General features: G+C 70.0%; 19 protein-coding genes. 12 read left to right on the forward strand and 7 right to left on the reverse strand.

Annotated elements, in window-relative coordinates; translation table 11 throughout:
- Positions 1-15: 15 nt before the first annotated feature.
- Genes ACGFNP_RS17605 through ACGFNP_RS17625 form a run of 5 tightly spaced genes read left to right on the forward strand, consistent with a single transcriptional unit; the run spans position 16 to position 5,714 of the window.
- Positions 16-1,623, forward strand: coding sequence for an ABC transporter ATP-binding protein (locus tag ACGFNP_RS17605; protein ID WP_358330081.1), 1,608 nt, complete (start codon positions 16-18; stop codon positions 1,621-1,623).
- A complete protein-coding gene (locus ACGFNP_RS17610) occupies positions 1,623-2,762 on the forward strand; it encodes an ABC transporter permease (protein ID WP_393319587.1) in 1,140 nt (379 codons plus the stop codon). Before ACGFNP_RS17605 ends, ACGFNP_RS17610 begins: the two co-directional genes overlap by 1 nt.
- Complete coding sequence (locus ACGFNP_RS17615) at positions 2,759-4,048, forward strand: ABC transporter permease (protein WP_393319590.1); 1,290 nt, start codon at positions 2,759-2,761, stop codon at positions 4,046-4,048. The genes ACGFNP_RS17610 and ACGFNP_RS17615 overlap by 4 nt, the downstream gene beginning before the upstream one ends.
- Positions 4,045-4,440: a cytidine deaminase gene (locus ACGFNP_RS17620; protein ID WP_358330072.1), complete on the forward strand. Its 396-nt coding sequence runs from the start codon at positions 4,045-4,047 to the stop codon at positions 4,438-4,440. The genes ACGFNP_RS17615 and ACGFNP_RS17620 overlap by 4 nt, the downstream gene beginning before the upstream one ends.
- Positions 4,440-5,714, forward strand: coding sequence for a thymidine phosphorylase (locus ACGFNP_RS17625; protein ID WP_358330069.1), 1,275 nt, complete (start codon positions 4,440-4,442; stop codon positions 5,712-5,714). Before ACGFNP_RS17620 ends, ACGFNP_RS17625 begins: the two co-directional genes overlap by 1 nt.
- A 52-nt stretch (positions 5,715-5,766) precedes the next feature.
- On the opposite strand, the gene ACGFNP_RS17630 is transcribed toward ACGFNP_RS17625, so the two are convergent.
- Positions 5,767-6,153, reverse strand: a complete 387-nt coding sequence (locus tag ACGFNP_RS17630) for a MarR family transcriptional regulator (protein WP_358330066.1) — start codon at positions 6,151-6,153, stop codon at positions 5,767-5,769.
- A gap of 135 nt (positions 6,154-6,288) precedes the next feature.
- On the opposite strand from ACGFNP_RS17630, the gene ACGFNP_RS17635 reads away from it, so the two are divergent.
- The 3 genes from ACGFNP_RS17635 to ACGFNP_RS17645 all read left to right on the forward strand — a co-directional run bounded on the left by ACGFNP_RS17635 (position 6,289) and on the right by ACGFNP_RS17645 (position 8,734).
- Complete coding sequence (locus ACGFNP_RS17635; RefSeq protein ID WP_393319595.1) at positions 6,289-7,647, forward strand: MFS transporter; 1,359 nt, start codon at positions 6,289-6,291, stop codon at positions 7,645-7,647.
- A gap of 81 nt (positions 7,648-7,728) precedes the next feature.
- On the forward strand, positions 7,729-8,379 hold the full coding sequence (locus ACGFNP_RS17640; RefSeq protein WP_393319598.1) for a hypothetical protein: 651 nt from the start codon (positions 7,729-7,731) through the stop codon (positions 8,377-8,379).
- A 4-nt stretch (positions 8,380-8,383) separates the two neighbouring features.
- A complete protein-coding gene (locus ACGFNP_RS17645; protein WP_358330058.1) occupies positions 8,384-8,734 on the forward strand; it encodes a cupin in 351 nt (116 codons plus the stop codon).
- Positions 8,735-8,936: 202 nt separating this feature from the next.
- Here the strand turns inward: ACGFNP_RS17645 and ACGFNP_RS17650 are convergent, their stop codons facing one another.
- The gene (locus tag ACGFNP_RS17650) at positions 8,937-9,332 is read right to left on the reverse strand and encodes an NUDIX domain-containing protein (protein WP_393319601.1); all 396 of its coding nucleotides are present in this window, start codon (positions 9,330-9,332) and stop codon (positions 8,937-8,939) included.
- A gap of 64 nt (positions 9,333-9,396) precedes the next feature.
- Between ACGFNP_RS17650 and ACGFNP_RS17655 the strand changes: the two genes are divergently transcribed.
- The 4 genes from ACGFNP_RS17655 (at position 9,397) to ACGFNP_RS17670 (ending at position 12,497) form a co-directional block, all read left to right on the forward strand.
- Positions 9,397-10,470, forward strand: a complete 1,074-nt coding sequence (locus ACGFNP_RS17655; RefSeq protein ID WP_358330053.1) for an adenosine deaminase — start codon at positions 9,397-9,399, stop codon at positions 10,468-10,470.
- Positions 10,467-11,078 (forward strand): PH domain-containing protein, encoded by a 612-nt coding sequence (locus ACGFNP_RS17660; protein WP_358330050.1) that lies wholly within the window; start codon positions 10,467-10,469, stop codon positions 11,076-11,078. The genes ACGFNP_RS17655 and ACGFNP_RS17660 overlap by 4 nt, the downstream gene beginning before the upstream one ends.
- A gap of 61 nt (positions 11,079-11,139) precedes the next feature.
- Positions 11,140-11,958 (forward strand): MerR family transcriptional regulator, encoded by an 819-nt coding sequence (locus ACGFNP_RS17665; RefSeq protein WP_358330047.1) that lies wholly within the window; start codon positions 11,140-11,142, stop codon positions 11,956-11,958.
- A gap of 53 nt (positions 11,959-12,011) precedes the next feature.
- The gene (locus ACGFNP_RS17670; protein ID WP_393319606.1) at positions 12,012-12,497 is read left to right on the forward strand and encodes a GyrI-like domain-containing protein; all 486 of its coding nucleotides are present in this window, start codon (positions 12,012-12,014) and stop codon (positions 12,495-12,497) included.
- Positions 12,498-12,568: 71 nt separating this feature from the next.
- On the opposite strand, the gene ACGFNP_RS17675 is transcribed toward ACGFNP_RS17670, so the two are convergent.
- The 5 genes from ACGFNP_RS17675 to ACGFNP_RS17695 are packed head-to-tail and all read right to left on the reverse strand — an operon-like array spanning position 12,569 to position 17,517.
- Positions 12,569-14,203, reverse strand: coding sequence for a phospho-sugar mutase (locus ACGFNP_RS17675; protein ID WP_393319609.1), 1,635 nt, complete (start codon positions 14,201-14,203; stop codon positions 12,569-12,571).
- Complete coding sequence (locus ACGFNP_RS17680; protein ID WP_393319612.1) at positions 14,200-14,370, reverse strand: hypothetical protein; 171 nt, start codon at positions 14,368-14,370, stop codon at positions 14,200-14,202. The genes ACGFNP_RS17675 and ACGFNP_RS17680 overlap by 4 nt, the downstream gene beginning before the upstream one ends.
- 60 nt (positions 14,371-14,430) lie before the next feature.
- A complete protein-coding gene (locus ACGFNP_RS17685) occupies positions 14,431-15,234 on the reverse strand; it encodes a purine-nucleoside phosphorylase (protein ID WP_358330038.1) in 804 nt (267 codons plus the stop codon).
- 1 nt (position 15,235) lies between these two features.
- Positions 15,236-16,540: a M20/M25/M40 family metallo-hydrolase gene (locus tag ACGFNP_RS17690; protein ID WP_358330035.1), complete on the reverse strand. Its 1,305-nt coding sequence runs from the start codon at positions 16,538-16,540 to the stop codon at positions 15,236-15,238.
- On the reverse strand, positions 16,537-17,517 hold the full coding sequence (locus ACGFNP_RS17695; RefSeq protein WP_358330033.1) for an Lrp/AsnC family transcriptional regulator: 981 nt from the start codon (positions 17,515-17,517) through the stop codon (positions 16,537-16,539). Before ACGFNP_RS17695 ends, ACGFNP_RS17690 begins: the two co-directional genes overlap by 4 nt.
- Positions 17,518-17,565: the final 48 nt, after the last annotated feature.

Here is a 17,565-nt window from a genome sequence, read left to right on the forward strand (position 1 = left end):
AGCGGTGAGCGACCAGTGAACGCCGACACCGTCGCCGCGGTGCAACCCGCCGTCGAGCTGGAAGGCATCACCAAACGCTTCCCCGGCGTCGTCGCCAACCACGACATCCGCATCACCGTCGAACCCGGCACGGTGCACGCGATCGTCGGGGAGAACGGCGCGGGCAAGTCCACCCTGATGAAGATCCTCTACGGCATGCAGAAGCCGGACGAGGGCACCATCAAGGTGAATGGTGCGGAAGTAGCCTTCCGGACACCGAGCGACGCCATCGCCTCGGGCATCGGCATGGTGCACCAGCACTTCATGCTGGCCGACAACTTCACCGTGCTGGAGAACATCGTCCTCGGCGCCGAGCCGAAGAGGGCCGGCATGCTCGACGCCGCCGGCGCCCGCGCGCGCATCACCGAGCTGGCCGCCCGCCATGGCCTGCGCGTGGATCCCGACCGGGTCGTGGAGGACCTCGGTGTCGGCGACCGGCAGCGGGTGGAGATCCTCAAGGTCCTCTATCGCGGCGCGCGCATCCTGATCCTCGACGAGCCGACCGCGGTGCTCGTACCCCAGGAGGTCGACGAGCTCTTCGACAACCTGCGCGAGCTCAAGGCCGAGGGGCTGACGGTCATCTTCATCTCGCACAAGCTCGACGAGGTGCTCAGCATCGCCGACGCGATCACCGTGATCCGGCGCGGCACCACGGTCGCCAGCGTCGACCCCGGCCAGGTCACCGCGCGGCAGTTGGCCGAGCTCATGGTCGGCAGCGAGCTGCCCACGCCGGAGACGCGCGAGTCCACGGTGACCGAGGACGTGGCGCTGACGGTGTCGGGCCTGACCATGGAGGCCGACGGCTTCCGCCCGGTGCCCAAGGGCACGTCGGTCGCCCTGTATGTCGAGAAACTGCGTGAGGAGGGCCGGCGGCTGCTCCTCGACGACGTGTCGTTCGAGATCCGCAAGGGTGAGATCCTCGGCATCGCCGGGGTCGAGGGCAACGGCCAGTCCGAGCTGATCGAGGCCATCATGGGTATGTTGCCCGTGCACGGCGACATCACGCTCGACGGCGCCGACATCAGCACCTGGTCCACCCTCAAACGCCGCGAGTCGGGCATCGGCTACATCCCCGAGGACCGCCACCGCCAGGGTCTGCTGCTGGAGGCGTCACTCTGGGAGAACCGGGTGCTCGGCCACCAGACCAGGCCGCCCGCGCGCTCGGGCATCTGGATCAACCGGCGGGCGTCCAGGGCCGACACCGAACGCATCGTCAAGGACTACGACGTCCGTACACCGGGCGTCGACACGCTGGCGCTGGCCCTGTCGGGCGGCAACCAGCAGAAGCTGATCGTCGGGCGGGAGATGAGCGGCGAGCCCAAGTTCCTCATCGCCGCCCACCCCACCCGTGGTGTCGACGTGGGCGCGCAGGCGGCGATCTGGGACCACCTGCGTCACGCCAGGGCCGCGGGCTTGGCCGTACTCCTGATCTCGGCCGACCTCGACGAGCTCATCGGGCTGTCCGACACGCTGCAGGTGATCTACCGCGGCCGGCTCGTCGCCCGTCTCGACCCGTCCGACGTCACGCCCGAACGGCTGGGCGGCTACATGACCGGCGCCATCACCAGTACTGAGGAGACGTGATGCCCGCCGGGCTCTACCGGGCGCTGCTGACGATCGCCGGCGCCATCGCGGCCATCATCCTGGCGATCGTGATCTCCAGCGTGGCGATCATCGCGGCGGGGGCCAGCCCCGAGGCCGCGTTCGCCGCCTTCTTCGACTTCGGCGAGACCGAGCGGGCGGTGGTCAACGGCATCGTGACCATGCTCAACCGGGCCGTTCCGCTGTACATCGCGGGCCTGGCGGTGGCCGTCGGCTTCCGGATGAACCTCTTCAACATCGGTGTGGAGGGCCAGTACCGGATCGCGGCCGTCTGCGCCGCGTACGTCGGCTCGACGTTCGCGGCGCCCGCCTGGATCCAGATCCCCGTGATCATCGTGGTGGCGATGACCGTGGGCGGCTTCTACGCGCTGATCCCCGCCGTGATGAAGGTGACCCGGGGGGTGAACGAGGTCATCGCCACGATCATGCTGAACTACATCGCGATCAACCTGGCCGCCTTCCTCGTCCGCGGCCCCTTCACCGGGGAGCGGGCCAAGGGCGTGCTGACCACCACGACGCCCACGCTGCCCCAGTCGGCCTGGTTCCCCAACCTCAACGTCGTGTTCGAGATGTTCGGGCTGCCGGCGCCTCGCGGCGGCGGGCTCTGGGGCTTCCTGCTGGTGGCCATCGTGGTGGGCATCGTGCTCTGGGTGGTGTTGGAGCGGACCCGGTTCGGCTTCGACGTCAAGGCCAGCGGCCTCAACGCCTCGGCCGCGCTGGCCTCGGGCGTCGACCCGAAGAAGATGGTCATCTCCGCGATGGTGCTCTCCGGCGCGATCGCCGGGCTGATCGGCCTGCCGGAGATCCTCGGGGACAAGCACTCCTTCGGCTCCAACTTCACCCCCGGTCTGGGCTTCCTGGGCATCGCCGTGGCGCTGCTCGGCCGGAACAAACCCGGTGGCATCGCGGTCGCGGCGCTGCTGTTCGGCTTCCTGGACCGGGCGCAGGGCCCCCTGCAGTTCGCCAACGTGCCGCCCTCGGTCATCATGATCATGCAGGGCACGATCGTGCTGCTCGTGGTCATCGCCAACGAGATCACCAGCAGGATCGCGCTGCGGCGCGAGGAACGGCGGGCCGCTCAGCAGCTCGGCAGGAACACTCCCGTTGAGGTGGCAGCATGAGCAAGTTCAGCCGGTATCATCTGGCGCTCATCGGCGTGGCCGTGCTCATCCTGCTGATGTCGGTGGTCCGCGTCGTGTCCGGGCAGGACGACATCACCTCGTCCGGCACGTTCAACGCGGCGCTGCTGCTGTCGGTGCCGATCGGCCTGGCCGGGCTCGGCGGCCTCTGGGCCGAGCGGGCCGGCGTGGTCAACATCGGCCTCGAAGGCATGATGGTGCTGGGCACCTGGTTCGCCGGCTGGGCCGGATACCAGTGGGGCTTCATGGCCGCGCTGGTCGCCGGGCTGCTCGCGGGCGCGCTCGGCGGCCTCATCCACGCGGTCGCGACCGTGACGTTCGGCGTCGACCACATCATCAGCGGCGTGGCCATCAACCTGCTCGGCCCCGGCATCACCCGCTTCCTGTCGGAGGTCTTCTACAAGGAGGGCACCGCCGCGGCCGCGGCGGGCGCGGGCATCACCACCTCGCCTGCCATGTCTTCGGAGGCGCCCCAGCCCAGCCTGCCGCTGTTCTCGTCGGGTCCCGACTGGCTCGGCAGCCTGGAGCGCACCCACTGGTTCCTGGTCTCCGACCTCGCGGGCATCCTGCGCGGGCTCACGCACGAGGTGAACGTGCTGGTGATCCTGGCCGTGCTGCTGTTCCCGCTGACGTTCTTCGTGCTCTGGCACACGGCCTTCGGCCTGCGGCTGCGCTCGGCGGGCGAGAACCCGTGGGCGGCCGAGTCGCTGGGCGTGAACGTCTACCTGATCAAGTACGTGGCCGTCGTCATCTCCGGCGCGTTCGCCGGGCTCGGCGGCGTGTTCCTGGTCTTCGTCACCACCAAGTACGTCGAGGGCCAGACCGCGGGTCGCGGGTTCATCGGCCTGGCCGCCATGATCTTCGGCAACTGGCGGCCCGGCGGGCTGGCCGCGGGCGCCGCGCTGTTCGGGTACGCCGACGGTCTGCAACTGCGCAGCTCCGGGGCCCAATCGCCCGTCACGGCGTTCTTCCTGTTCGGCGCCATACTGCTGCTCATCTACATCGCCGCCAAGGTGCGCGCGCTGCTGTCGTCCGGCCAGCCCGCGGAGATGGTGGCCAGGGGCGCCAGGGAGTACAACCTGATCGCGGCGGCCGCCGGGGGCATGATCGTGCTGATCTGGCTGTGGCTGACCGTCGACCAGCTGCCGAACGAGTTCGTCTTCATCACACCACACGTGCTCACGCTGCTCGTGCTCCTCGTGGCTTCGCAGCGACTGCGGATGCCCAAGGCCGACGGCGTGCGCTATCGCCGGGGGGAACAGCATTGAACATCGACTGGGACGGCCTGCGCACGGAGGCCATCGAGGCCATGCACAACGCGTACGCGCCCTACTCCAAGTTCCCCGTCGGCGCGGCGGCGGTCGTGGACGACGGCCGGGTCATCACCGGCTGCAACGTCGAGAACGCCTCCTACGGCCTGGGCCTGTGCGCCGAGTGCGGGCTGGTCTCGGCGCTGCACTCGTCGGGCGGCGGTCGGCTGGTGGCCTTCACCTGCGTGGACGGCCACGGTGAGCTGCTGATGCCGTGCGGGCGGTGCCGGCAGTTGCTGTTCGAGTTCGGCGGCGAGGAACTGCTGGTCGAGACCGTGGACGGGCCGAAGCGGATGGCCGAGATCCTGCCCTACGCGTTCGGCCCCGACGACCTGTCCAGGTCCGCCTGATGGACGCCATCGAGGTCATCGTCGCCAAGCGCGACGGTGGCGAGCTGACGGCCGCCCAGATCGACTGGGTGATCGACGCCTACACCCGCGGCGAGGTCGCCGACGAGCAGATGTCCGCGCTGGCCATGGCGATCCTGTTGAACGGCATGAACCGGCGCGAGATCGCCGGCTGGACGCAGGCGATGATCCGCTCGGGCGAGCGGATGGACTGGTCCGCGCTCGACCGGCCCACCGCCGACAAGCACTCCACCGGCGGCGTCGGCGACAAGATCACGCTGCCGCTGGCCCCGCTGGTGGCCGCGTGCGGCGCCTACGTCCCGCAGTTGTCCGGCCGCGGCCTCGGCCACACCGGCGGCACGCTCGACAAGCTGGAGTCGATTCCCGGCTGGCGGGCCTCGCTGTCCAACGACGAGATGCTCTCGGTGCTGCGGTCGGCGGGCGCGGTCGTCTGCGCCGCCGGCTCTGGCCTGGCTCCGGCCGACAAGAAGCTGTACGCGCTGCGCGACGTCACGGGCACGGTCGAGTCGATCCCGCTCATCGCCTCGTCGATCATGTCCAAGAAGATCGCGGAGGGCACCGGGTCGCTGGTGCTCGACGTCAAGGTGGGCTCCGGGGCGTTCATGAAGACGCCCGAGCGGGCTCGCGAGCTGGCCGAGACCATGGTCGCGCTGGGCACCGACGCGGGCGTGCGCACGGTCGCCCTGCTCACCGCGATGGACCGCCCGCTGGGCCGCGCCGTGGGCAACGCCCTGGAGGTCCAGGAGTCGGTCGAGGTCCTCGCGGGCGGCGGGCCGCCGGACGTCGTGGAGCTCACCGTACGGCTGGCGCAGGAGATGCTGGAGGCGGCCGGGATCTCCGGCCCGGACCCGGAGCGGGCGCTGGCGGACGGCTCGGCCATGGACGCCTGGCGCCGGATGATCACCGCCCAGGGCGGCGACCCGGACGCGGTGCTGCCCAAGGCGGCGGAGACCATGGTGGTCGAGGCGCCTTCCTCGGGTGTTCTGTCGCGCCTGGACGCCTATGCCGTCGGTCTGGCGGCCTGGCGGTTGGGGGCGGGCCGGGCTCGTAAGGAGGATCCGGTGTCGTTCGGCGCGGGCATCATGGTGCATGCCAAGCCGGGGGACCTCGTTCGGGCGGGACAGCCCTTGATGACCCTGCACGCGGACGAGACGGCTCGCTTCGAACGGGCCTTGGAGGCGTTGCGGGGTGGCTACGAGGTCGGGGCGGCGAGCACCGAGGTGCTGCCCCTGGTGATGGACCGGATCACGGCCTAGCCGGCCGTACTGCTGTTCGGCGTCTGTGCCCTCGTACGGGCGCCGTTCGACGTCAGCGGGCGAGGGCGGGCGCGTCGGCGAACACGTCGGCGAGCACGGCGCGCTGCGTCGGGAGGGCCGCTCGGTGGCGCTCTCTGCCCGCGTCGGTGATGCAGACGAAGACGCCGCGGCGGTCCTGGGCGCACACGCCGCGCGAGACCAGCTGAGACTTCTCCAGCCGCGCCACGACCCTGGACAGCGCGCTCTGGCTCAGATGGACCTCGTCGCAGAGCTCCTGGATCCGGAGCTCCCTGTCGTGATGGACGATGCGGTCCAGCACCTCGAACTCGCTCGGCCCCAGGCCGTGCTTGTCACCCAGCTCGCGTTCCAGCGAGCACATCGCCTTGGCGTGCTTGGCCAGGACGTAGTGCCAGGTCCCGACCACGAACTCCTCGTCCATGACGCGGAGGTTACCACCTCGCTAAATCTTATGCAACGGAATTAAATGCGTTTGCATTAGATGCGGATGCATGTAGTGTACTGACCCATGTCCTCTTCTTCATCCCGTTGGGGCGCGCTTGTCGTGCTCTGTGCAGTGATCTTCCTTGATGCCCTCGATGTGTCGATGGTCGGCGTGGCGCTGCCCGCGATCCAGCACGATCTGGGCCTTTCTACCTCTTCTCTGCAGTGGGTTGTCAGCGGCTACGTGCTCGGTTATGGCGGTCTTCTGTTGCTGGGCGGCAGGACCGCCGACTTGCTCGGGCGACGCAGGGTGTTCCTGGTCGCGCTGGGCGTCTTCGCCATCGCGTCGTTGCTCGGTGGGCTGGTGGACGACGGCACCCTGCTGATCGTGGCCAGGTTCGTGAAGGGGGTGGGCGCCGCCTTCACCGCGCCGGCCGCGCTTTCCATCATCACGACCACCTTTCCCGAGGGCCCTGAGCGCAACAAGGCGCTCAGCATCTTCACCGCGTGTGGAGCCAGTGGCTACTCGCTCGGGTTGGTGCTGTCCGGCCTCCTGACCGAGATCGGCTGGCGGTGGACGCTGCTGATGCCGGTACCGGTCGCGATCATCGCGCTGGTCGCCGCGCTCAAGGTGCTGCCGCGTAGCACGGAGGAGCGGGCCGAAGGCGGCCACGACCTGATCGGCGCCGTGCTGATCACCGCCTCGATGCTGCTGCTCGTCTTCACCGTCGTCCAGGCTCCCGAGGCCGGCTGGACCTCGCCGCGGACGATCGGCTCGCTGGTCGCCGTCGCCGCGCTGCTCGGCCTGTTCGTCTTCGCCGAACTCCGGATGAAGCACCCGCTGGTCCGGCTCGGCATCCTGCGCTCCGGCTCGCTCGTCCGGGCGAACCTGGGGCTGCTCATCCTGATGGGCTCCTACGTGGCCTTCCAGTTCGTGGCCATGCAGTACTTCCAGAACCTGCTCGGCTGGTCGGCACTGGGCACCGCGCTGGCGTTCCTGCCCGCCGGACTGCTCGTCGCGATCTCCTCGACCAAGATGGGCGACTTCGCCGACAGGTTCGGCACCACCAAGCTGGCCACCATCGGCGCGGCCGCGCTGGCCGGTGGCTACGCGATGTTCCTGGGCATCGACGAGCGGCCCAGCCTGGGCGGTCTGGTCATTCCCGGCATGCTGCTGCTGGGGATCGCGTTCGCGCTGTCGTTCGCGCCGCTGAACATCCAGGCCACGAACGGCGTGAACGACGACGAGCAGGGGCTGGCCTCCGGGCTGCTCAACACCTCCGGGCAGGTGGGCGGCGCGATCGTGCTCGCCGCGGTCTCGGCGGTGCTCTCCTCGGGTGGTACCACCCTGTCGATCGACACGCTGCGGTCGGCGATCGTGGTGTCGCTGGTGCTGGCGCTGGTGGGGGTGGCGATCTCGGCCACCGGGCTGCGGGCTCGTAGGCCGGCGGTGGCCGAGCAGGAGGACGCGAAGGTCTTGGAGACGGTCTGACCGATTCGTTGTTCGGCCCCGCGCGGTGGTCTGCCCCGCGGGGCCTGCTTGTAGCCCCCTGTACTGGGGAATCACTCTGGTATGCGCCCGTCATCCGCGCCCGGGCATTCGTCGGGGCTCCGACCTGCCCACGCCGCCGCTCTCGTCGCTGCCGCTTGTCTCGCCGTACTGACCGCATGCGGTACGACCCCATCAGGCGGCACGGCAGGCGGCGCCACCACGAGCGCGGCACCCCAGGCCGCCAGTCCATCGACGACGCCCAGCGACACGCCCACGCCGAGCTACGCCAAGCAGCAGTCGTCATCGACGAGCAAGGTCGAGGTGGACGTAGACCACGGTGGCGGCGACCCCGCGATCGTGCTGGGCGTCCGATACGCCGCCCACGACACCTACGACCGCGTGGTGATCGACCTCAAAGGCGCCATGCCCGGCTACAACGCCCAATGGGTGGAGAAGCTGCTCCAGGACGGCTCGGGCAAGAACTTCCACGTCCCCGGCGGCGCGTACCTCCAGATCCTGCTCAACCCCGCCGAGGCCCACGACGCCAAGGGCGCGCCCACCTGGACAGGCGGCCCGATCTTTCCGGCCGACCTCGGCAACATCACGCATGTGATCAAGACCGGCGACTTCGAGGGCTACGTCGGCGTCGGCCTCGTGCTCGACCACCGGGCGGCGTTCGACCTGAAAGAGCAGACCGGCCCTGACCGGCTCGTCATAGACGTGGGACACTGACCCGGTGGTGAGAAAGATCGAGGCGGCGACCCGCATCCCAGTGCCCGGCGGCAAGCTCATCGACGAGCACGTGGGCCGCGTCAACAGTGGCGACGAGGCGATCTCCATCGCCCACATGGTCGCCCCGCCCGGCTGGGACGAGCCCGCCCAAACGCCCTCGTTCACGGAGTACACCGTCGTGCTGCGCGGCACGCTCCTGGTCGAACACGCGAACGGCACCACCGAGGTGACCGCCGGACAGTCCGTGGTCACGGACCCGGGCGAGAAGATCCGCTACAGCACCGGTCCGGACGGCGCCGAGTACATCGCCGTCTGCCTCCCCGCCTTCTCTCCGGACGCGGCCAACCGGGCCTGACAAACCAACCTATTTTTTCTTTTACGGCACTGCCGCCCCCACCCCCAAACGCCGTACGTGGCGGGGGCCTCCAGGGAGACGGCCTCTGACCCGCACGGGGCCGGGCGCCGTTACGGCGTGTTCTTGACCGGTTTCCTGGGACGTCAGCCGGGCGTTTCATGCATCGTGTCTCGCCGCCACCGCGACGGTGCCGGGCAGCCTGTCAGGTGAGCCGGCCCGTCTGGTGCAGGTGGTCGAAGATGAGCTGGTCGACGGGGGATACGCGGTCGCGGTCGGCGTAGGTCAGCCAGGTGACTTCTTCGATTTCGCTGCTCGGGGTGGGTGTTCCTCGGTAGTCGGCGGTGTAGCAGGTCATCTGGACGGTGACCCCGTTGGCGTGGCCGTGCGCCTGGGCCTGGAAGCTGCCGAAGTGTGTGGCGCTGGCCGGGATGATGGCGACGGCCAGTTCCTCGTCGATCTCTCGGATGAGAGTGTCGAGGTCGGTTTCGCCTGGCTCGCGTTTGCCTCCGGGGATGTAGTAGACGTCCTTGTCGCGCGAGCGGGTGCTGAGGATCTTGCCGTCTTCCAGGTGGACCCAGGCGATCTTGTCGATGGTCATTCGATGAGTATGCCGCCGTGGCGGAGCGAAAGGTTCGTGGGCCGAAGGCGCATATCATGGGCGGATGAGGCCCACGCTTGACGAGATCCGACGGGCGCCCAAGGTGCTGCTGCATGACCATCTTGACGGCGGCCTGCGGGCCGAGAGCATCGTCGAGCTGGCTCGCGACTGCGGCTATGGCGAGTTGCCCACCACCGACTCCGACAACCTCCGGGAGTGGTTCGAGGCGGCGGCCGACTCTGGCTCACTCGAACGCTACCTGGAGACGTTCCAGCACACCGTCGGTGTCATGCAGACGCGCGAGGCGTTGGCCCGCGTCGCCGCCGAGTGCGCCGAGGATCTCGCCGATGACGGGGTCGTCTACGCCGAGGTGCGGTTCGCGCCCGAGCAGCACACCACTACGGGGCTCAGCCTCGATCAGGTGGTGGAGGCGGTGCTGGAGGGGTTCAGGCAGGGGTCCGCTGGGCGCGAGATCAAGGTCGGCACGCTGCTGACCGCGATGCGGCACCAGGCGCGGTCGATGGAGATCGCCGAGCTGGCCGTGCGTTATCGGGATGTCGGCGTGGTGGGGTTCGACATCGCCGGCGCCGAGGCGGGCTACCCGCCCACCAGGCACCTCGACGCGTTCGAATACCTGCAGCGGGAGAACGCGCACTTCACGATCCACGCCGGTGAGGCGTTCGGGCTGCCGTCCATCTGGCAGGCCATCCAGTGGTGCGGCGCCGACCGGCTCGGGCACGGGGTGCGCATCATCGACGACATCTCGGTGTCCGGCGACGGCTCGGCCAAGCTGGGCCGCCTGGCCGCGTACGTCCGTGACAAGCGCATCCCCCTGGAGATGTGTCCCACCTCCAACCTGCAGACCGGGGCCGCCGACTCCATCGCCGAGCACCCGATCGGGCTCCTGCGCCGCCTGCACTTCAGGGTGACGGTCAACACCGACAACCGGCTGATGAGCCGCACCAGCCTGTCGCAGGAGTTCGACAAGCTGGTGGAGGCGTTCGGCTATGGCTGGGATGACCTGCAGTGGTTCACGGTCAACGCGATGAAGTCGGGGTTCATCCCGTTCGACGAACGGCTGGCGCTGATCAACGGTGTGATCAAGCCCGGGTTCGCGCGGATGAAATGGCAGCCGTGAAACAGATCTATCGCTCCAAGACCGCCTTCGTGCTCGGGTGGGTGTGGCTGGCGTTCGTCGCCTTCAACATCTGGGATCTGACCGCCCGCTACAACGGCAAGCCCTCGCTGGTGGCGGGTGCCGTGCTGGGCGCGCTGACCGCAGTGGTCTACCTGGTCGCGCTCCGGCCCGCGACGGTGGTGACCGAGGAGGGGCTGGAGGGGCGCAACCCGCTCCGCTCGACGTTCGTGCCGTGGGCGTCGGTCAACGACGTGGTCGTGGGCCACACCATCAACGTCAGCTACGGCGCCGAGCAGATGCTGCGGCTGTGGACGCCGATGAGCACGGCTCGCGAGCGGGCCAGGGCGCAGCGCCGGGCCGCGCCCAAGCCGCAGCGCGGCCGGTTCAAGACCGAGCCCACGCTGAGCAAGGCGGAGCAGGCCGCGGCGGAGGCGTTCGCCGGGAAGACGCACGCCGACTGGGTGGGGGAGCAGATCACCGAGCGGGCCGAGTCGGCCCGGCGCCGCGACGTGGAAGCCCCGCCCGCCCGCGCCAGCTGGGCGATCGACTCGTTCGCGGTGCTCGCCGCGGCGATCGCGCTCGTGGTGATGGCGGTCGTGATCGGCTAGCGCCGGCCAGAGGTGCGGCGTTGACTCTCACACCGTGTCAGGCCCTACACCTGGAGGAGTCATGTTCAGTATCGGAGACTTCGCCAGGCTAGGGCTCGTGTCCGTGCGTATGTTGCGGCACTACGACGCGATCGGGCTGTTGCGGCCCGCGCACGTGGACCCGGCCACCGGCTACCGCTCATACCAGGCGGCGCAGCTGTCCAGGCTCAACCGCATCGTCGCGATCAAGGACCTCGGCTTCACGCTGGAGCAGGTCAGGGCGATCCTCGACGACAAGGTGAGCACGGAGGAGCTGCACGGCATGGTCCGGCTGCGCCGCGCGCAGCTGGAGGCGCGGATCAGCGCCGACCTGGCCAGGCTGCGCGGTGTCGAGGCGAGGCTCCGGACCATCGAAACGGAGGGGCGCATGAAGACGGACGAGGTCGTGCTCAAGCAGGTCGCCGCGATCAGGGTCGCCGAGCTCAGCGCGAAGGCCGCCAGCTACGAGGCTGAGGACATCGGTCCGGTCATCCAGCCGCTGTACCGCGAGCTGTGCGCGCGGCTGGAGGCGGCACAGGTGACCACGCCGGGTCCCGGCATCGCGTACTACATCCCCGAGGACGACGGCGCGGTCATCGTGCACGCCGCGTTCCCCGTGACGGTGGGACCAGAGGACCGCCACGACTTCCAGATCGTCGCCCTGCCGGGCATCGAGACGGTGGCGACGATCATTCACCACGGCTCGATGGAGGAGGTCGGCTCGACGTTCCAGGCGCTGGCGCACTGGATCGAGGAGAACGGCTACCGGGCCAGCGGCCTGGCCAGAGAGGTCTACCTGCACTGCCCGGACGACCTGGCCGAATGGGTGACGGAGCTCCAGATCGAGGTGGCACCGGTCTAGCCGATGAGTTTCGGGGGCCCGCCTTGTCTAGGTATGTGAAGGAGGACAGAACAGTGCCGCACATCATTGACCATCCCGATCGCCCCTACGTGGGGATCCGCAGGACCATCAGGATGACCACCTTCGGCCTGGTGGCCGACCGCATCGGCGAGCTGATCGGCTGGCTGGCCGAGCGGGGCGTGGCACCCGCCGGGGCGCCGTTCCTCAGGTATCTCGCCATCGACATGCCGGCCGACCGGCTGGAGGTCGAGGCGGGCGTGCCGGTCGCGGCCCCGGTGGCGGGCGAGAACGACATCTTCGCCGCTCACCTGCCGGCCGGCCGCTACGCGACGGTACGCCACCACGGCCACCCCGACCAGCTCATCGGCGTCATCAAGAACCTCCTGGCCTGGGCGGACGAGCAGGGCCTGAAGTGGGACATGACGCGCGACGGCGACACCGAGCACTGGGGCTGCCGCCTGGAGATGTACCAGACGGACCCGCGCGTGGAGCCCGACCTCCGCAACTGGGACATCGACCTGGAGTTCCGCCTGGCCTGACGACGCCGGATGGTGCCTAGTGGCCGGATGGTGCCTAAAGGTCGGATGCTGACGATGCCGGATGGTGGTGTCTAGAGGCCGAGTGCGGCGCTGACATCGGCTTTCAGGGCGTCGAGCTCGCGTACGGCCAGCGCCCGGGCATCACCCACCGCCCCGGTCACCGGGATGACCACCTCCAGGTAGCACTTGAGCTTGGGCTCGGTCCCCGAAGGCCGGACCACCACCCGGGCGTCGCCGGACAGCGTGTAGCGCAGCCCGTCGGTGGGCGGCAGCCCGCCGTCACCCAGGCGCAGATCGTCGGCCCGCTCGACCGCGCGCCCACCGAGCGCGGCCGGGGGGTCGGCGCGCAGCCGGGCCATGGCGCCGGCGATGAGCGACAGGTCGTCGACCCGGACGGACAGCTGCGCGGTGGCGTGCAGCCCGTAGCGCCTGGCCTGGTCGTCGAGCAGGTCGAGCAGGGTCCGCCCGGCACGCTTGGCCGCCGCGGCGATGCCGGCCACGGTCAGGGCGGCGCCGATGCCGTCCTTGTCGTGGACCGGCAGCCCGGCGTCGGAGCCGACGCTGTAGCCGATCGCCTCCTCGTACCCGAAGACCAGCCCGGGGCCCGCTTTGATGATCCACTTGAAACCGGTCAGCGTCTCGCCGTAGCGGACGCCGTGGGCGGCGGCGATCTTGCTGAGCAGTGTGGAGGAGACGATCGTGGTGGCCACCAGGCGATCGCCGGACGTGTGCGTGATCACGTGCTCGGCCAGCAGGCCGCCCACCTCGTCGCCGGTCAGCATGCGCCAGGAGCCGTCGCCCAGCGGCACGGCCACGGCGCAGCGGTCGGCGTCGGGGTCGTTGGCCAGCACGACATCGGCGTTGATCTTGACGGCCAGCGCCACGGCCAGGTCGATCGCGCCCGGCTCCTCCGGGTTGGGAAAGGCCACCGTCGGGAACTCGGGGTCGGGGTTGCGCTGCTCCTCCACGGCCATCGGGCTCTCGAACCCGGCGGCCAGGAACGCGCCGGTCAGCGTGGCCGATCCGACACCGTGCAGCGGCGTGTAGGCGACCCGCAGCGCGCGCGCGTCGCCGAGCGGCAGCGCGGTCACCGCGTCGATGTAGTCGTCGATGATGCTCTCGCCCAGCTCGGTGAGCGTGCCGGGGCCGTCGAGCGGCAACTGGTCGACGCGGCCCACCGCCTCGATGGCGGCGGAGATCTCGGCGTCGATCGGCGGCACGATCTGGGAGCCGTCGCCCCAGTAGACCTTGTAGCCGTTGTCGCGCGGCGGGTTGTGGCTGGCGGTGACCGTCACCCCGGCGTCGGCGCCGAGGTGACGGACGGCGAAGGCCAGCACGGGGGTCGGCAGCGGGCAGGGGAGCAGCGAGGCGTGCAGCCCGGCACCGGTCAGCACGGCCGCGGTGTCGCGGGCGAACATGTCGGACTTGTGGCGGGCGTCGTAGCCGATGACGACGTGCCTGCCGGGGCCGAGCACCTTGGCCAGACCTGCCGCGGCCCGCATGACGGTCACCCGGTTCATCCGGTTGGGGCCCGCGCCCAGCTCACCGCGCAGACCGGCCGTACCGAACTCGAGCCGGGCGCCGAAGCGGTCACGCAGCGCCTCGTCGTCGCCGGATTCGAGCAGGGCCGACAGCTCGGCCCTGGTCTCGGGATCGGGATCCTGAGCCAGCCACAGACGGGCCTCACGGGCCAGGTCGGCGCTCACCGCCGGCCTCGCAGGTCGGGTCGGTCAGGGGAGGTCCGGTCGGGCTGGTCAGAGGAGGCCCAGCCGGGCCGGTCAAGGGAGGCGCCGGGGGCCAAGTCGGGGGTCGGGTCGGGGGTCGGGTCGGGGGTCGGGTCGAGGGTCGGGTCGAGGGTCGGGGCGGTGGTCACTGTCGGGCCTCACGAGTCAGGTCGGCGAGATCACGCGGGACGGGGGAGCCTGGTCGCCGGTCAGAGCCGGTCCACGATCTTGGACAGCAGCGTGCCCATCCGGGCCGCCGTCTCGCGGCCGACCTGCAGGACCTCCTCGTGGTTGAGCGGCTCGTCCGCCAGCCCCGCCCCCGGGTTGGTGACCAGGGAGACGCCCAGCACGTCGAGACCGGCCTCACGGGCCGCGATCGCCTCCAGGACCGTGGACATGCCGATCAGGTCGCCGCCCAGCGTGCGCAGCATGCGGATCTCGGCGGGCGTCTCGTAGGTCGGGCCGCGGAAGGCCACGTAGACGCCCTCGGCGATGGTCGGGTCGACCTCGTGGACGAGCGCCCGCAGTCGCCGCGAGTAGACCTCGGTGAGGTCGATGAACGTGGTGCCGGTGATCGGGTTGGCGCCGGTCATGTTGATGTGGTCGCTGATCAGCACCGGGTCGCCGACCTGCTGCGTCTCGGGGCGCAGGCCGCCCGCCGCGTTGGTCAGCACGATCGTGCCGACGCCCGCGGCGGCCGCGGTACGTACGCCGTGGACGACGGAGTCGACGCCCCGGCCCTCGTAGAGATGGCTGCGGCCGAGGAAGACGAGCGCGTGCCGTCCGCTGGGAGTGCGGAGGACGCGGATCTTGCCGCCGTGCCCGGCCACGGCCGGAGCCGAGAAGCCGGGCAGGTCGGTGAAGGGGATCTCCGTGACCGTCTCGCCGATCGCGTCGGCGGCCGGCACCCAGCCGGACCCCATGACGAGGGCCACGTCGAAGGTGTCGAGGCCGGACGCGCTCTTCAGCGCGTCGGCGGCCGCTCCGGCCAGGGTGTACGGGTCGTTGCTCACGTCAATAGTTTAGGAGGAGCCTGTCGAGCACCCGTACCCCGAACTGAAGGGCGTCCACCGGCACCCGCTCGTCCACGCCGTGGAACATCGACGCGAAGTCCATGTCCCCGGGCAGCCGCAGCGGCACGAACCCGAACCCGCGCACGCCCAGATCGGCGAAGAACGTCTTGTTGTCGGTGCCGCCGGACATGCAGTAGGGCACGGCCCGCGCGGCCGGGTCCTCGGCCTTCAGCGCCGCGATCATCGACTCGACCAGGGCGCCGTCGAACGTGGTCTCCAGCGCGATGTCGTGGTGCACGAACTCGCGGCGTACGCCCGGCCCGATCAGCGAGTCGATGGTCTTGAAGAACTCGTCCTCGTGGCCGGGCAGGAAGCGGCCGTCGATCACGGCGGTGGCCTGGCCGGGGATGACGTTGGACTTGTAGCCGGCGTTGAGCTGGGTCGGGTTGGCGGTGTGGTTCAGGGTGGCGCCGACGAAGCGGACGAGCGGCCCGAGCTTGTCCAGGAGGGGCGCCGGGTCGTCCTCGTCGAAGGGCAGGCCGAACGCGTCCGCGACCTCGGTGAGGAACTGGCGGACCGTCGGGGTGAGGGTGATCGGCCACTCGTGGGCGCCGACCCTGGCCACGGCCTTGGCCACCTCGGTGACCGCGTTGTCGGGGTTGAGCATCGAGCCGTGCCCGGCGGTGCCGTCGGCGATGAGTTTCATCCAGCCGAGGCCCTTCTGCGCGGTCTCGATCAGGTAGAGCCGCAGCGACGGGTCGACCTCCAGGGAGTAGCCGCCCACCTCGCTGATCGCCTCGGTGACGCCCTCGAACAGCTCGGGGTGGTGCTTGGTGAGGTGCTTGGCGCCGTACGTGCCGCCCGCCTCCTCGTCGGCCAGCCAGGCGAAGACCAGGTCGCGGCGCGGCTTGCGCCCCTCGCGGGTGAGCTGCCGGAGTACGGCCAGCATCATCGCGTCCATGTCCTTCATGTCCACCGCGCCCCGGCCCCAGATGTAGCCGTCACGCACCTCGCCGGCGAACGGGTCGACGGACCAGTCGGCCGCGTTGGCGGGCACCACGTCCAGGTGGCCGTGGACCAGGAGCGCGGGCAGCGACGGGTCGGAGCCCTCGACGCGGGTGATGACGTTGCCCCGGCCCGGCTCGCTCTCGATGTAGGTGGCCTCGATGCCGACCTCGTCCAGCCTGGCCATGACGGCCTCGGCGGCGGCCCGCTCGCCGGGGCCGGTACCGTCCCCGTAGTTGCTGCTGTCGACGCGGATCAGTTCGGCGCAGAGGTCGGCGACTTCGTTCTCGGCGGGCGTCATGGGGTCCTCTCCAGGGTGAGCAGGCCGGACTTGTGGAGGTGACCGCGCTTGTAGGCGCGGGTGATGAGGGTGACGTCCATGTCGGTGACCTCGTCGAGGGGGCCGACGACACCCGTCAGGAAACGGTAGAGGTCTGCCTCATGGGCCACCGCGACCTGGACGATCAGAGAATGCGTGCCCGATGTCGCCGCGCAGTAACGCACGCTGGGGTGCGCCGCGAGCGTCTGGCCGACCCGGTCGAGGCCGTACGGGCGGACCTTGAGCCAGAGCTTGCCCTCCACCTCCAGGCCGAGCAGCGCGGGCTCGACCTCGGCCCGCAGCAGCAGCACTCGCCGTTCGAGCAGCGAGGACACCCGCCGGCGCGCGGTGGGTACGGAGATGTCGAGCTGCTCGGCGATCGCGGTGAAGGCGATCCTGCCGTCACCGGCCAGCAGCTCGGCGATGTCCTGTTCCAGAGGCGACAGACCGTCCTGATCCGGAAGGGGATCATGGAGCATGGCCGGGCGGAGCTGAGCCGCCTCCTGCTCGCTGAGGTAGGGCGCGTGCCATTCGGCCACGGTCCTGAACGTGTGGAGCACGACCTGCGTCTGCGTCTGCAGCACCCCGTCGATCTCGCTGATCTCCGCGGTGAGGATGTCGTGCAACTCCTCGCGCGTACGGGCGACCAGCTCGCAGGCGAGGTCGGCGGCCCCGGTCAGCGAGTAGACCGAGCGCGTGTCGGGCCGGTCGGCCAGCGCCTTGGCGACCTGCGCCGCCGCACCGGGACGGACCTGGACGTGCAGGTGCACGGGTCGCCCGTGGCCCGAACGCAGGTCGTCATAGATCGCGGTGACGCGCACCATGCCGTCGGCGATCAGCCGCTGCAGCCGGCGCGCGACCGTGCGCTCGTGCTCATCGACGGCCCTGCCGATCTCGCCCCACGACGCGCGGGGGCTGATCTGGAGGGCGGCGACCAGGCGCCGGTCGAGAACATCCACAGGGAGCCGTTTCTATGTCGGGTTTGTAAATATGTGGCGAGGCATTTG

Origin of the sequence: Nonomuraea sp. NPDC049269 (assembly GCF_043197155.1) — a bacterium.
In the GTDB taxonomy this organism is placed as follows: Bacteria; Actinomycetota; Actinomycetes; order Streptosporangiales; family Streptosporangiaceae; genus Nonomuraea.

Coding starts and splice junctions, on each gene's coding strand:
- ACGFNP_RS17610 (WP_393319587.1), top strand. CDS start 1,623: ATGCCCGCCGGGCTCTACCGGGCGCTGCTGACGATCGCCGGCGCCATC.
- ACGFNP_RS17615 (WP_393319590.1), top strand. CDS start 2,759: ATGAGCAAGTTCAGCCGGTATCATCTGGCGCTCATCGGCGTGGCCGTG.
- ACGFNP_RS17625 (WP_358330069.1), top strand. CDS start 4,440: ATGGACGCCATCGAGGTCATCGTCGCCAAGCGCGACGGTGGCGAGCTG.
- ACGFNP_RS17630 (WP_358330066.1), bottom strand. CDS start 6,153: ATGGACGAGGAGTTCGTGGTCGGGACCTGGCACTACGTCCTGGCCAAG.
- ACGFNP_RS17640 (WP_393319598.1), top strand. CDS start 7,729: ATGCGCCCGTCATCCGCGCCCGGGCATTCGTCGGGGCTCCGACCTGCC.
- ACGFNP_RS17650 (WP_393319601.1), bottom strand. CDS start 9,332: ATGACCATCGACAAGATCGCCTGGGTCCACCTGGAAGACGGCAAGATC.
- ACGFNP_RS17655 (WP_358330053.1), top strand. CDS start 9,397: ATGAGGCCCACGCTTGACGAGATCCGACGGGCGCCCAAGGTGCTGCTG.
- ACGFNP_RS17665 (WP_358330047.1), top strand. CDS start 11,140: ATGTTCAGTATCGGAGACTTCGCCAGGCTAGGGCTCGTGTCCGTGCGT.
- ACGFNP_RS17690 (WP_358330035.1), bottom strand. CDS start 16,540: ATGACGCCCGCCGAGAACGAAGTCGCCGACCTCTGCGCCGAACTGATC.